Origin of the sequence: Variovorax sp. J22G73 (assembly GCF_030317035.1) — a bacterium.
Classification (GTDB): Bacteria; Pseudomonadota; Gammaproteobacteria; order Burkholderiales; family Burkholderiaceae_C; genus Variovorax.
Window position 1 is genome coordinate 129,492 of the sequence record NZ_JASZYK010000017.1, and the last position, 14,093, is coordinate 143,584.

At 69.0% G+C, this 14,093-nt stretch carries 14 protein-coding genes; 10 read left to right on the plus strand and 4 right to left on the minus strand.

Annotation, left to right across the window (positions count from 1 at the left end; all coding sequences use genetic code 11):
* Positions 1-8 precede the first annotated feature (8 nt).
* Positions 9-1,091: an alpha/beta hydrolase gene (locus QTI51_RS35340; RefSeq protein ID WP_286517681.1), complete on the plus strand. Its 1,083-nt coding sequence runs from the start codon at positions 9-11 to the stop codon at positions 1,089-1,091.
* A gap of 55 nt (positions 1,092-1,146) precedes the next feature.
* Here QTI51_RS35340 and QTI51_RS35345 read toward each other — a convergent pair whose 3' ends face one another.
* Genes QTI51_RS35345 through QTI51_RS35355 form a run of 3 tightly spaced genes read right to left on the minus strand, consistent with a single transcriptional unit; the run spans position 1,147 to position 2,593 of the window.
* Complete coding sequence (locus tag QTI51_RS35345; RefSeq protein ID WP_286517682.1) at positions 1,147-1,548, minus strand: OsmC family protein; 402 nt, start codon at positions 1,546-1,548, stop codon at positions 1,147-1,149.
* 50 nt (positions 1,549-1,598) lie between these two features.
* Positions 1,599-2,120 carry a GNAT family N-acetyltransferase gene (locus QTI51_RS35350; RefSeq protein ID WP_286517683.1) on the minus strand — a complete coding sequence of 174 codons (522 nt, stop codon included), beginning with the start codon at positions 2,118-2,120 and terminating at the stop codon, positions 1,599-1,601.
* On the minus strand, positions 2,117-2,593 hold the full coding sequence (locus tag QTI51_RS35355) for an Lrp/AsnC ligand binding domain-containing protein (RefSeq protein WP_286517685.1): 477 nt from the start codon (positions 2,591-2,593) through the stop codon (positions 2,117-2,119). Before QTI51_RS35355 ends, QTI51_RS35350 begins: the two co-directional genes overlap by 4 nt.
* Positions 2,594-2,721: 128 nt before the next feature.
* Here QTI51_RS35355 and QTI51_RS35360 point away from each other — a divergent pair, with 128 nt between their 5' ends.
* Positions 2,722-4,023: a D-amino acid dehydrogenase gene (locus tag QTI51_RS35360; RefSeq protein WP_286517687.1), complete on the plus strand. Its 1,302-nt coding sequence runs from the start codon at positions 2,722-2,724 to the stop codon at positions 4,021-4,023.
* Positions 4,024-4,112: 89 nt separating this feature from the next.
* Here the strand turns inward: QTI51_RS35360 and QTI51_RS35365 are convergent, their stop codons facing one another.
* Complete coding sequence (locus QTI51_RS35365) at positions 4,113-5,192, minus strand: aromatic ring-hydroxylating dioxygenase subunit alpha (protein ID WP_116914225.1); 1,080 nt, start codon at positions 5,190-5,192, stop codon at positions 4,113-4,115.
* Between the two features lie 359 nt (positions 5,193-5,551).
* Here QTI51_RS35365 and QTI51_RS35370 point away from each other — a divergent pair, with 359 nt between their 5' ends.
* The 8 genes from QTI51_RS35370 (at position 5,552) to QTI51_RS35405 (ending at position 13,674) form a co-directional block, all read left to right on the plus strand.
* Entirely contained in the window at positions 5,552-6,580 is a 1,029-nt protein-coding gene (locus QTI51_RS35370; protein ID WP_286517690.1) for an ABC transporter substrate-binding protein, read from the plus strand.
* A 54-nt stretch (positions 6,581-6,634) separates the two neighbouring features.
* Positions 6,635-7,153 (plus strand): nucleoside deaminase, encoded by a 519-nt coding sequence (locus QTI51_RS35375; RefSeq protein WP_503011574.1) that lies wholly within the window; start codon positions 6,635-6,637, stop codon positions 7,151-7,153.
* A gap of 104 nt (positions 7,154-7,257) precedes the next feature.
* A complete protein-coding gene (locus QTI51_RS35380; RefSeq protein WP_286517694.1) occupies positions 7,258-8,283 on the plus strand; it encodes a quinone oxidoreductase family protein in 1,026 nt (341 codons plus the stop codon).
* Between the two features lie 35 nt (positions 8,284-8,318).
* A complete protein-coding gene (locus QTI51_RS35385; protein ID WP_286517695.1) occupies positions 8,319-9,149 on the plus strand; it encodes an urease accessory protein UreD in 831 nt (276 codons plus the stop codon).
* A gap of 186 nt (positions 9,150-9,335) precedes the next feature.
* Positions 9,336-10,844: a DUF4331 domain-containing protein gene (locus QTI51_RS35390; protein WP_286517697.1), complete on the plus strand. Its 1,509-nt coding sequence runs from the start codon at positions 9,336-9,338 to the stop codon at positions 10,842-10,844.
* 23 nt (positions 10,845-10,867) lie between these two features.
* Positions 10,868-11,161: a hypothetical protein gene (locus QTI51_RS35395; protein WP_286517700.1), complete on the plus strand. Its 294-nt coding sequence runs from the start codon at positions 10,868-10,870 to the stop codon at positions 11,159-11,161.
* Positions 11,162-11,177: 16 nt separating this feature from the next.
* Positions 11,178-12,434 carry a tetratricopeptide repeat protein gene (locus QTI51_RS35400; protein ID WP_286517702.1) on the plus strand — a complete coding sequence of 419 codons (1,257 nt, stop codon included), beginning with the start codon at positions 11,178-11,180 and terminating at the stop codon, positions 12,432-12,434.
* The gene (locus QTI51_RS35405) at positions 12,421-13,674 is read left to right on the plus strand and encodes a HupE/UreJ family protein (protein WP_286517703.1); all 1,254 of its coding nucleotides are present in this window, start codon (positions 12,421-12,423) and stop codon (positions 13,672-13,674) included. The genes QTI51_RS35400 and QTI51_RS35405 overlap by 14 nt, the downstream gene beginning before the upstream one ends.
* Positions 13,675-14,093: the final 419 nt, after the last annotated feature.

Below are 14,093 nucleotides of genomic sequence, written 5' to 3' on the forward strand. Positions count from 1 at the left end.
GCAGGCACGTGCTGCACGCCTTTGCCGCCTTCACGGCCGTTGCGCCAGCGTTGGCCCTGGCGGCCTGCGGCGGTGGAGGTTCGGGTGGCGGTGGCGTAGTCGGCCCCGGCCCCGGTCCTGTGGCTGGCGCCGTGTCGGTGACCGAGCGCCAGGTGAAGGTGTCGACCACGCCCGATGTGTCGCTGCAAGTGCGCGACTGGCGCGCCCCCGGCGCCACGGGCCCCGTCATCGTTTTGCTGGCCGGCCTGGGCGGCAACGCGCGCTACTTCGACAGCCTGGCGCCGGCGCTGGCGGCCGACTTCTCGCGCGTGGTGGCGATCAGCCGGCGCGGCTACGGCCTTTCAAGCAAGCCGCTGCCGGTGAAGAGCGCTACGCAGTACTACGAGGTGGACGACCTGGTCGCCGACCTGAAGGCGGCGCTCGATGCCCTGGGGCTGCAGCGCGTGGTGCTGGCCGGGCACTCGATCGCGGGCAACGAGCTCACGCGCTTCGCGGGCCGCCACCCCGAGCGCGTGCAAGGGCTCGTCTACCTGGACACCACCTACAACTACACGGTGGACGGCGACACCGGCGGTGAAAAGCCGCCAGACAACAAGGCGCTGAACGAACCCACGCCAAGCTACGCCGATACTGCCTCGCTGCAGGCCGCCGTCGCCTTCAACCGGCGCCTGACCAAGAACTGGTGGCCCGCGCTCGAAGCCAATTTGCGCGACTCGCTCGACCTGCGCCCCGACGGCAGCGTGCGGCCCAACACTCCCGACAGCGTGGCCGAGGCGATGGACTTCGCCGCGCACCACTTCGTTCCCGACTACAGCGCCGTGCGCGCGCCCGCGCTGGTGGTGACCGCCCTGCCCGCCGCGGTGCGAGACCTGCTGCCCTGGGTCGAAGAGCCGCTGGCACCGGCGGCGCGCGAAGACGCGACCACCACGGTGCGCCTGCTGCGCCACGTCTACCAGTCGAACGCCGACGAGCTGGTCGCGGCGTTGAAGACGAGCCACAGGCTCACGCTGGACAACGCCTGCCACACCGACTTCCTGATGGAGCGCGAGGCCGAGGTGCTGCGCGCGATCCGCTTCATGACCTGGGCCTGAGGCCCGCGCCCGCCATCGCCGCGACGATCGCGGCGGTGATCTCGACGGTGACAGATCAATCGGCCCAGCCGGTCTCGATCTCGGTCTTCACCTCGGTCATGAGCTTGTGCACCGGGCACTTCTCGGCCACGCGCAGCAGCTCGTCGCGCTGCGCATCGCTGAGGTCGCCGTTCACGCGAAGGCCCGACTTCAGGCGGTACACGCCCTTGCGCTCCTCGCTGGCGTCGCGGTCGACCAGCACCTCGATGTCTTCCACCGGAATGCCCTTGCGCCGCGCGTAGATCAACACCGTGAGCGCCTTGCAGGCGGCGAGCGACGCGTCGTACAGGTCGTGCGGGTCGGGCCCCGCGTCGCTGCCACCGCCCGCGGGCGAGGCATCGACAGCAATCTCGTGGTTGCGGATCTTGAGGATGTGGCGCGTGCCGGTGATGCCGTCGCGGCGGATCGAAATGGTCATGCCGGTGTCCTTGTGTTCTCGTGTTCTCGTGTCGTCGATGAGCGGGTAAATCAGGAAGAGGAAGAAGACGAAGGAGACGAAGAAGAGAGCGTCTTCACATACAGGATGGTCGTGAACCCGCTGTGCCATTCGAGATCGGGGTAGCGCTCCGCCTCGCGGTAGCCCAGCGCCAGGTAGAAGCCCTGGCTCTGCGTGTTGAAGGTGTCGGTTTCCAGCCGCGCGAGCGCCACGCCCTCGGCGCGCATGCCGTCCTCGGCGAAGGCCATCAACGCGCGGGCGATGCCCTTGCGCTGCTGCGCGGCGGGCACGTGCAGCGCGAGCACGAAGTCGTGCTCCCAGTGCACCATGCCGAGCACCTCGCCGTCGATCTCGGCGACGAAAAACGCCGGCCCCATCTCGTCGATGTAGCCCACGGGCTCGCCGCTTTCGCGGTAGGCGGCGGCCGCCTCGGGCGTGAGCTGCGGCAGCCAGGTGCCCGCGAAGGTGTCGTCGAGGATGGCCTTGACGGCGTCGAAGTCGTCCAGCCGCCAGGGCCGGATGACGATGTCGGGAACGTCGTGGTTCGAGGTCATCGGTCCGTGGCCAGCAGCAGCGTTTCCTTGATTTCCTCCATCACCACGTAGCTGTGCGACTCGGCCGCCACGGGCAACTTCTTCAGGATGTCGCCAAGCAGGTGGCGGTACTCGCTCATGCCGCTCAGGCGCGCCTTCACGAGATAGTCGAAGCTGCCCGACACCAGGTGGCACTCGAGCACCTCGGGCATGTGCAGCAGCTCTTGCTTGACCTTGTCGAACACGTCGCCCGACTTGGCCGAGAGCTTGATTTCCACGAACACCAGCAGCGTCTTGCCCAGCGCCTCGGGTGCCACGCGCGCGTGGTAGCCGGTGATGACACCGTCGCGTTCCATGCGCTTCACGCGCTCGGCGCAGGGTGACGCCGACAGGCCGATGTGCTCGGCCAACTCGGTCATGGACATGCGCCCCTGGCGCTGCAAAACGTCGAGGATCTTGCGGTCGATGCGGTCGATGCGGTCGGGTTCGGGCATTTCACTTCGCGCGTGGCCTTGGGCGATTTTCGGCAGTGCTTTTCACTGCCGAAGCTCTAAAAACGATGGAATCCACGGCATTGTGCACTTTAGATTCCATGTATTCCATCTGAATCGGCGAATACACCATGAAAGTCATCGTTCTCGGCGGCGGCGTGATCGGCACCACCACGGCCTACTACCTCGCGCGCTCGGGCGCCGAGGTCACCCTGCTCGACCGGCAGGACGGCCCGGCCGAGGAAACCAGCTTCGGCAATGCCGGCCAGGTGTCGCCCGGCTACTCCACGCCGTGGGCCGCGCCGGGCATTCCGCTGAAGGCGATCAAGTGGATGTTCAAGAAGCACGCGCCGCTGTCCATTCGCCCGGACGGCACGCTGTTCCAGCTGCGCTGGATGGCCGCCATGTTGCGCAACTGCTCGCCCGAGGCTTATGCGGTGAACAAGGAACGCATGATGCGCGTGGCCGAATACAGCCGCGGTTGCCTGCAGCAGCTGCGCGCCGACACCGGCCTGCAGTACGAGCAGCGCACAGGCGGTACGCTGCAGCTGTTTCGCACGCAGGCGCAGCTCGACGCGGTGCAGCGCGACATCGCGGTGCTCGAGGAATGCGGCGTGCCCTACGAGCTGCTCGACCGCGACGCGCTCGCCCGCGTCGAGCCCGCGCTGGCCGGCGCGCGCGACCGCCTCACCGGCGGCCTGCGCCTGCCTAACGACGAAACCGGCGACTGCCACCTTTTCACGCGCGGCCTGGCGAAAATCGCCCAGGGCATGGGCGTGGACTTTCGCTTCGGCCAGACCATCGCCGGCCTGGAAACCGACGGCAACCGCATCACCGGCGTGCGCACCACGGCCGGCAAGGTGCTCACGGCCGACCGCTACGTGATGGCCTTCGGCAGCTACTCGCGCGCCGCGGTCGCCTCTCTGGGCCTGGACATTCCGGTGTACCCGGTGAAGGGCTACTCGCTGACGGTGCCGTTGATCGACGAGTCGCTCGCGCCGCAATCGACGGTGCTCGACGAGACTTACAAGGTGGCGGTCACGCGTTTCGACAAGCGCATTCGCGTGGGCGGCATGGCCGAGCTGTCGGGCTTCGACCTGCGCCTGAACCCGGCGCGCCGCGCCACGCTCGAAAAAGTGGTGACCGACCTGTTCCCCGGCGGCGACGTGCCCCGCGCCACCTTCTGGACCGGCCTGCGCCCCATGACGCCCGACAGCACCCCCATCGTCGGCGGCACGCGCTACGCCAACCTGTTCCTCAACACCGGCCACGGCACCCTCGGCTGGACCATGGCCTGCGGCTCCGGCAAGCTCATCTCCGACATGGTGATGGGCCAGCGCCCGGAAATCCGCACGGACGGGCTCGCGATGGACCGCTATGAGCAGGGGTCTTCGCGCGGCACGCGTCCCAGTCCTGCCGCTGCACCGGCCTGACTGTTCGGCCTGTTCGGGCGTTCTTGTGCACGGCGATCAACGACCGCCGCGCATAACGCTCACGACGGCGCGGTCCCCCCACACATCAGTCAGGCAGCCTTGGCAATCGGTATCACCGCATTCATCCCGCGGTAGACCTCCGCCTCGCCATGCTTCGCAAGCAACTGCATCAGGTGCTTGCGAATCAGCATGCCCGGCCGGTCGGACTCCATCGAATACTCCACGCCGCGCCGGCGCGTGTCGACCAGCGCATCAGGGTCCGTCGACTCCAGGATGTCCTTGTCCTCGCGCGTGACCGCATCGTCGAAGTCGATCAGCATCTGCGCCGCGCAATCGGCCTCGGTGTCGTTGCGGAACAGCCATTGGCACAGCTGCATGCGCCCGTCGTCGATGGGGGTGAAGCAGTTGATGATGATGTGGCGCACACCGCTCGGGTACTCGATGTCCAGCCGGCGCGAGAACGGCAGGAAGTAGGCGTTGCGCATGTGGCGCGTGGTGATGGGGTCGGTCACGCCGCTGATCGCGTGGAACTTCACCGGGTTGGTGGCCTCGATGACCGTCTCGGCGTAGAAGCCCGACTCGTTTTCCACCAGCTCGTACTTGCTCGGCTTCGGGCTCGCGGCCACGCCGAAGGTGGCGCGGTGCACGAAGCTGAAGTGCGAGTTGTCGAAGGAGTTTTCCAGCGCGCGCATCGGGCTGGTCTGCCACTCTTCGTAGAACTGGAAGATGGTGCGGTAGCCCGGGTCGTCGAACTCCGGAATCACCGGAATGTCGGCAATGGGCTCTTCCAGCGCCACCCATGCATAGCCGTAGCGCGCGGTGCAGCGGTAGGCCGTGGTCTTGTACTCGGGCGAGATCTTTCGGTCGGGCTCGTACTGCGGAATACGGACGACCTGGCCGCTGCGGTCGTAGGTCCAGCCGTGGTAGCCGCACTGGATGGCGCCGGTGCCGCAGGCCTGGCCTTCGCTGTCCACGCACCAGCCCTTCGACAGCTTGGCGGTGCGGTGGCAGCACCGGTCGCGCAGCGCGGCGGGCTCGCCGCTGGAATCGATGAAGAGAACGATGTCTTCGCCCAGCAGCCTGAAAGGCTTGGGGCCGTGGGCCAGTTCGGTGAGCGGCATGACGGCATGCCAGAACTTGCGGAAGACGGGTTGTTGGGTAACGAGCATGCGCGGACTCCTTCTGTGGTCGTGTGGGACGAACGTGAAAGAGCAATTTCCTGCCTGCGTGCCGAGGGTTCGTGGAACCCGTGTGGCATCGCGCGACTGAACGCTTCTACTCTGCGCAACCTGCCTCGCAAGTTGCGCGCCCGGATTGTGGCGCGGCCGGCCCACGCCTCCAAGCCCCGAATGCAATGCCCGAGCAAAACCGGCTGGCATCGCGCTTGGCATGCGTCGTGCATCACGCCCTGCAAGAGTAGAAGCGTTCAGCAGCGCACGCACCACGAACGTGCGCCCGCCCGGAAATTGCTCTTGAAGCGCCTTCTGCCCTGCAGGGGGATTCAAGACCTGAAGATCCGAGGCCCCACATGCAACGCCGACTTTTCCTTGCCGCCACCGCCGCCACACTTGCCGCCCCTTCCGTCTTCGCGCAGGGCGGCGGCAAGCTCACCCCGCTCAAGTTCACGCTCGACTTCCGCATCAACGGACAGACCGCGCCCTTCTTCCTTGCGATGACCAAGGGCTACTACAAGGACGAGGGCCTCGACGTGAGCATCGACACCGGCGCGGGCTCGGTGGCTTCCATCACGCGCATCGCCAGCGGCGTATACCAGATGGGCCTGGGCGACATCAGCTCGCTGGTGGAGTTCAACGCGCAGAACCCGGGCACGCCGATGGTGCAGGCCGTGTACCAGTACTACAACCGTGCACCGTTCGTGATCATCGGGCGCAAGGACCGCGGCGTGACCAGCGACTTCAAGAGCCTGCAGGGCAAGAAGGTGGCGGCCGCCGCGGTCGAGTCCACGCGCCGCGCCTGGCCGATGGTGGCGCGCAAGCAGGGCATGCGCGCCGATGCCTTCCAGTGGCAGACCACCGACTTCAGCGCGCGCGACAACGTGATGGTGCGCGGCGACGTCGATGCCGCCACCTACTTCCACGACTCCGCCATGTCGCTGTTCGCGCGCATGAAGCCCGAAGACCTGTCGGTGCTCAAGTACGCGGACGCGGGCGTGAACCTGTACGGCAACGCCATCCTCGCGGGCAGCAACCTGGTGGCGCAGAACCCGAAGGTGGTGGCCGCCTTCCTGCGCGCGACCAACCGCGCCATCGTCGAGACCTTTGTCAACCCGGGGCCCAGCATCGCGGCCATGCGCCAGCGCGAGCCCATCCTCGATGAGAAGGTCGAGCTCGCGCGCTGGGCCGTGACCGCACAGTACGTGGGCGCGGCCGATACGCGCGGCCACGGCCTGGGCGACATCAAGAAGCTCACGCTCGAGCAGCAGGTCGATGAGGTGGTCGATGTGTTCGGCCTGAAGGTCAAGCCCGCGTCCGACGCCATCTTCAACACTTCGATGCTCCCATTGCGCAGTGAACGCAACCTTCCGGCCTTGACCTGATTGACCTGATCCACTTGATATCGAAAAACATCCAGCATGAACTTCAACAACAACATGCACGCCAGCACCGCCTCCTACCCCGCCGAAAACACGCTCGACGAGCGCGATGGCCGCTACCTGCGCAAGGCCATCGTCTGGTCGCACGCAGCGCGGCGCCGGGGCAACCGGCCCTTCGGCTCGGTCATCGTCTCGGCCTCGGGCGAGGTGCTGGCCGAGGCCGCCAACAGCAACACCGAAACCGGCGACTGCACCGCGCACGCCGAGGTCAATGCGCTGCGCGCGCTGGCCGGGCGCAACATCTCGCGCGAAGAACTCGCGGGCGCCACGCTGTACGCGTCGGGCGAGCCCTGCGTGATGTGCGCGGGTGCCATCTTCTGGTCGAACATCGGGCGCGTGGTGTTCGGCATCGACGCCGAACGACTGCGCGTGTTCCGCGGCGAGCGGCAGGACCAGCGCGACGCCGAGCTGTCGTGCCGCGACGTGTTCCGTGCTTCTCCGCACGGCATCGAATGCATCGGCCCGGCGCTGATCGACGAGGCCAGCGCGGCGCACGACGGAGCGTGGAAGGCTTGACCACCTGAAAGACCCGCGCGCACCCGGGTCTGCGGCTTCGCCCAGAATCGCGTCGGCCGACCATGCCCGAGCATGGCCAACGAGACACAGGAGCAAGCCCCCTCATGACCCAGCCTTCGCATTCCGCCACCCGCATTCCCACCCGCATCCCTACCCTCACCCGCGCCATTCGCGTCGCCGACTTCGGCGGCCCCGAGTCCATGCGCCTGGAAACCGTCGACCTGCCCGCGCCCGCCGCCGGCGACGCGCAACTGCGCCAGACCGCCATCGGTTTCAACTACATCGACATCTACCAGCGCAGCGGCAAGTACCCGCTGCCCTCGCCCTCCGGCCTGGGCCACGAGGCCACGGGCGTGGTCGAGGCACTCGGCGACGGCGTGACCGACCTGAAGATCGGCGACCGCGTGGCCTACATGAACGCCGGCGTGGGCGCCTATGCCGAGCGCCGCAACGTGCCGGCGGCCAAGCTGGTGCGCATTCCCGACGGCATTTCCGACGAGGACACGGCAGCCGTGTTCTTCAAGGCCATGACCGCGCAGTACCTCGTGAAGAAGACGCACGCGGTGCAGCCCGGCGACATCGTGGTGGTGCACGCGGCCGCGGGCGGCGTGGGCCAGATTCTGAGCGGCTGGGCCAAGGCGCTGGGCGCCACCGTCATCGGCACCGCGGGTTCCCCCGCCAAGTGCGAGGCCGCGCGCGCCGCGGGCTGCGACGTGGCCATCGACTACTCGAACGCCGACTGGGTGCAGCAGGTGATCGACGCCACCGGCGGGCGCAAGGCGCGCGTGGTGTACGACTCGGTGGCCAGGCACACCTTCCTGGGTTCGCTGGACTGCACCGCGCCCTTCGGCATGGTGGTGCTGTACGGCGCGGCCTCGGGCCCGGCGCCGGCCATCGACCCCGAGCTGCTCAACAAGAAGGGTTGCCTGTTCCTCACGCGGCCTTCGGTGTTCCCGCACAACGCGGACCCGATCACCTTCCGCTCGAACGCGAAAGACGTGTTCGACGCCATGGCCTCGGGCGCGGTGCGCGCGGCCGTCGGTGCGCGTTTTGCGCTGGCCGATGCGCCCGAGGCGCACAAGGCGGCCGAACGGCGCTCGGTGACGGGCGCGATCGTGCTGCTGCCCTGACGAAAACGGCCGGGCGCTGCCTCTAGACTCGCTGCATGCCCTGGCACGCCCGTCTCCACCTCGCCTACCAACAAGAGGCCGAACGCACCGTCGCGCGCTTTCGCCACGACGGACCGCTGCGCATCCTGCAGAGCCTGTACCCCGAGGGCGACACCGTGTGCCACAACGTGCTGGTGCACCCGCCGGGCGGGCTGGTGGGCGGCGACACGCTGGACATCGACATCGAGGCCGCCGACGGCAGCCACGGCCTCATCACCACGCCCGGCGCCTCGCGCTTCTACCGCTCTGAGGGCGAGCTGGCGCTGCAGCGCACGCGCATCCGGCTCGCGGCCGGCGCTCGGCTCGAATGGCTGCCGCTGGAAGCCATCTGCTACAGCGGCTGCCAGGCCGAGAACCGGCTGTCGATGGAAGTCGCACCCGGCGCCGAGCTGATCGGCTGGGACGTGACCGCGCTCGGCCTGCCGAATGCCAACCAGCCTTTCGAGCGCGGCAGCTACCTGCAGCACATCGAGGTGCCCGGCACGTGGCTGGAGCGCGGGCGCATCGACGCGGCCGACCACCGCCTGCTGCAGAGCCCCATCGGCCTGGGCGGACACCGCTGCATGGCCTCGCTGTTCTTCGTGGCGGGCTCGCCGGTGGCGCGCGCGCGGCGCGACGCACTGCTGGCCCACGCGCGCGCAGCGCTCGAGGCCAGCCCCCTGTTCGACAGCGCGGGCGCCACCAGCCCGCATGCCGAGGTGGTGGTGCTGCGCGTGCTGGCCCCGGTGGTCGAGCCCGCGATGCAGCTGCTGCGCCAGGTGTGGCTGGCGTGGCGCCATGAGCTGTGGCAGCTCAGCGCGGCCACGCCGCGGATCTGGGCGACCTGACCTCCAAGACCGCGGGCGCACGCGTTTGCGCCTGCGCCGCGGCATCGGCAATGCGCGTAACTACCTAGGCGCATTCACACATCCAGCTGAACTTGTTGGCCGTACTCAGACAACGCCGGCGCACCCACCTGTGCCGCGTGAGTCGTTCGTGCCCATTCCAACATTTCACTATCCGAGGTGACGCCGATGAGATTGCTGCCTACGCCCGTCCGGGCCTGTGTTCTCGCCTTGTGCGCGGTTGCCGCCACAGGTGCCCTGGCCTCCAGCCACCGCGAGGCGCCCTCCATCGCGGGCATGCCCAAGCTGGACGCCACCGACTTCTACATGTTCCGCAGCTACGAGCCCAACCGCCAGGACTTCGTGACGCTGATCGCCAACTACCAACCTGACCAGAGCCCCTACGGCGGCCCCAACTACTTCACGATGGACCCGAACGGGCTGTACGAGATCCACATCGACAACACCGGCGGCGCGACCGAGGCGCTGACCTTCCAGTTCCGCTTCACCAACACGCTGCGCGACATCCAGCTGCCGATCTCGGGCAAGCAGGTGTCCATTCCGCTGGTGCAGGCCGGCGCGATCACCGGCCCCAACCAGGCCACCAGCAACCTGCGCGAAACCTTCACCCTGACCGTGGTGCGCGGCGACCGCCGCAAGGGCCGGGCCGAGCCCGTCACCAACGCCGCCAACGGCGCCGCGGTGTTCGACCGCCCGACCGACAACATCGGCGAGAAGACCTTCGGCGGCCCCGGCGGCTATGCCACCTACGCGGCGCAGCACCTGTACAGCGTCAACATCCCGGGCTGCTCGACGCCGGGCCGCGTGTTCGCCGGCCAGCGCAAGGACCCGTTCACCGTGGCGCTGGGCCAGGTGTTCGACCTGATCAACCTGAACCCGCTGGGCACCACCAACGGCAACCCCGACGCGCTGGCGCAGAAGAACGTGTCGACCATGGCGCTCGAAGTGCCCATCGCCTGCCTCACCGCGGGCGGCAACGGCACCATCATCGGCGGCTGGACCACGGCCAGCGCCCGCCAGGGCCGCCTGATCGCCAGCCCGCCCAAGAGCGGCCACGGCACCACCACGCTCAACGGCGGCGCCTGGGCGCAGGTGTCGCGACTGGGCATGCCGCTGGTCAACGAAGTGGTCATCGGCCTGAAGGACAAGGACACCTTCAACAGCTCCAGGCCCGCGGACGACGGCCAGTTCGCCACCTACGTGACCAACCCGACGCTGCCTGCGCTGATCCAGACGCTGTACCCCAGCGCCCCGGCGCCCACCAACTTCCCGCGCACCGACCTGGTCGCGGCCTTCCTGACGGGCATCGACGGCGTGAACAAGCCGGCCAACGTGAAGCCTTCGGAAATGCTGCGGCTGAACACCATCACCGCGCCCACGCCCATGGCGAGCCAGAGCAACCTCGGCGTGGCCGGCGGCGACGGCGCGGGCTTTCCGAACGGCCGCCGCCCGGGCGACGACGTGGTGGACATCGAGCTGCGCGTGGCCATGGGCGCCCTGTGCGTGCTGACGGGCGCCAACGACGCGTTGAAGGTCGGCTGCAAGCCCGCCGACGCACCGGCCGGCGGCGCGGCCATCACCGACGGCGCGCTGCAGAGCCCCACGCAGTTCCCCGCCGCCTTCCCGTACCTGAACACACCGCTGCCCGGCGCCGTCAACGCCGCGCCGGCGCAGTGAACAAGGGGCACGCCATGAAGAACATGCAACGACTGTCCCGCGCCACCGGCGCCGTGCTGGTCGCCGCGGCCCTTGCGGGCCTCGGCGGCTGCGGCGGCGGGGGTGGCGGCGGCAGCAGCTTCTACCCGTTCCCGGTCGGCACCACGCCACCCCCGCAGGACGGCCAGCCGCCGGTGGAGGTCAGCGCCTACGACACCTTCGTCGCCTACATCGTGGCGCTGGTGGCCACGAAGGTCGACAACGAGGACGCGGCCAACGTGGCCCAGTTCGACCCGCCGCCCACCTCGGAGACCAAGGACCCGGTCGCCACGCCGTAGGCACAGGCAGCACGCCATGCGAGCCGGCCCCCTCAGCAACTACAGCACCTTCAGCAGCCCCCGCGTCCTTTGCACGCGCGCCATGCGGCAACGCCTGGCACTGCTGGCATGGATGCCGGTGCTGATCGGCGCGATGGCGTGGCTCCTCGCCGTCACGGCGCATGCCGTACCGCGCGTGCCGGCCAGCGACGACGTGGTGGTGGAAACACTGCCCGCCGTCGCCGGTTGGTCCAGCGAACAACGCCGCCTGCGCCGCGAACTGGTGCACCGGCCCAACGACCCGGCGACCGCCATCGAGGCGGCCACCACCTACCTGAACCTGGCGCGCGACCAGGGCGACGCGCGCTACGCCGGCTATGCCATGGGCGCGCTGCAGGCCTGGGAGGCCAGGCCCGCGGCCGACACGCCACCGGCCGTGCTGGTCATGCGTGCCACCATCGCCCAGTTCCTGCACGATTTCGACGGGGCCGAGGCCACGCTGAAGACCGCGCTGGCACGCCAGCCCAACGAGGCCCAGGGCTGGATCACGCTGGCCACCATCCTGCGGGTGCGTGGCCGCTACAACGAATCCGACGCGGCCTGCCGCGCGCTGGGCCGCGTCGGTCCCACGCTCTACGGCGTGGCCTGCCTGGCCGAGAACGCCGGCCTGCGCGGCCGGCACGACGAGGCACGCGACACGCTGCAGCAGCTGCTCGCCAACCCCGCGCTGGCCGGTGCCGCGCAGGCGGGCACGCGCCAGTGGTTGCTGACCAGCGTCGCCGAGGTCGAGGAACTGGCCGGGCGCCCGGCCCAGGCCGACGCCGCCTACCGCAAGGCCATGGCCGCGCAGCCGTCCGGCTACCTGCTGCTGGCCTACAGCGACTACCTGCAGCGCGCCGGCCGGCACACCGAGATTGCCGGCCTGCTGGCGAAGGAGGCGCGCAGCGACGCCGTGCTGCTGCGCCTGGCCATCGCGGCCGCCGCCGCGCAGGACAAGAGCGCCCAGGCCGAAGCCGACGAACTGCGCCAGCGCTTCGAGGCCTCCGCGCTGCGCCCCGGCACCACCGCGCTGCATGCGCGCGAAGAAGCCATGTTCGCGCTCGACGTGCAGAACGACCCGAAGCGCGCGCTCGAACTCGCGCGGCTGAACGTCAAGCTGCAGCGCGAACCCATCGACCTGCTGGTGTTCGCGCGCGCCGCCGCGGCCGCCAAGAACGATGCCGCACGCGGCGAAGTGAAGGCCCTGATGCAACAGATCGGACTGAAGGATGCGCGTGTCGATGCAACGCTGTGAGCGCGCCCTGCGCTTCCTGCTGCCGCTGCTGACGCTGGCGGCGTTGCTCTTCGGCGCGGCGCCGGCCCATGCGCACAAGGCCAGCGACGCCTACCTGCAGCTGCACCGCAGCGGCGATACCGCCAGCAGTGCCGGCACCGTCAATGCTGTCGATGTGCGCTGGGACATCGCGCTGCGCGACCTCGACGCCCTGCTCGAGCTGGACGCCAACACCGACCGCAAGCTGAGCTGGGGCGAGGTGCGCACGCGCCTGCCCGACATTCGCGCCTACGTGCTCCCGCGCCTGCGCCTGCAGCAGGGCCAATGCCCGCTCGCGCTGGCCGAGGCGCAGCCGGCCGCCATCGAGGACCGCATCGACGGCGCGTACCTGGTACTGCAGTTGCAGGGCCGTTGCACCGACGCCGCCGCCGCCACCGCCGCGACCACGGCTACGACTACGACCGCGGGCGGCACCCTCAGCATCGACTACCGCCTGTTCCACGAGGTCGACCCCACCCACCGCGGCCTGCTGCGCATGGAAGCCGACGGCGCGGCGCCGCCCACGGTGCGCTCGCTCGACCCGTCGGCCGGGCCCGTCGAGGTGCCGTGGCCGGGCGCATCGGCCAACGTGTCCACGAACGCGGGCGCATCGGACATCAGCTTCTTCCGCGACGGCATCCACCACATCCTCATCGGCTACGACCACATCCTGTTCCTGGTGTGCCTGCTGCTGCCGGCCGTGCTGCGCCGCCGGCCCGAGGGCTGGGAGCCGGTCATCGGCTGGCGCGAGGCCGTGTGGCCGATGCTGGGCATCGTCACCATGTTCACCATCGCGCACTCCATCACGCTGGCGCTGGCCGGGCTGAAGGTGGTGACCATCTCGCCGCGCATCATCGAGCCGGGCATCGCCCTCACCATCATGCTGGCCGCCATCGACAACATCTACCCGGTGCTGCGCGGGCGGCGCAAGCTGTTCAGCTTCCTGTTCGGGCTGATCCACGGCTTCGGCTTCGCGGGCGCGCTGGCCGAGCTCGACCTGCCGCTGCGCGACTTCGTGGTGGCGCTGCTGCAGTTCAACCTGGGCGTGGAGGCCGGCCAGCTGATGGTGGTGGCCGTGGTGCTGGTCGCGCTGCTGGCGCTGCGCCACTGGCGGCGCTACCCGCCGCTGGTGCTGCGCGGCGGCTCGGCGCTGGCGGTGCTGGTGGCGGCCATCTGGCTCGGCGAGCGGGTGTTCGACGTGAAGGTGCTGCCGTTCTCCTGAGCCGCGGGCCGGTTGCCGGGTCGGCTGCCATGTCAAAAGACATTGCACTGCCCGCTGCGCCTGCGTTCAATCGGCCGTCCGCGCAAGGGGGCGCGAGGGGGCGCGAGGGGGCGTGCGGTAGCCCGCGCGCTGAGCACGTAGGCGCCCGCCTACGCCAAGTGACGGCATCGGGCATTTGCGAAACACCCTTAGCAAGCGTTTGCAACAGCTACGATCTGTAATGTGAAACGTCACATCTCCGCAGGTCGCACTTGCTCGTTCATGCAGCCCCCGTCGTTTCACGCGGACGACCCTAAAAAATCCAGAGGAACTTCATGAATAGCGAATACCAAGCGTTGCTGGCCACCCTGCGCGAGGAAGAAAAAGACGTCGTCGACAACTGGCTTGACGAAGCGCAGCTGGTCGACGCCGGCGCGCGC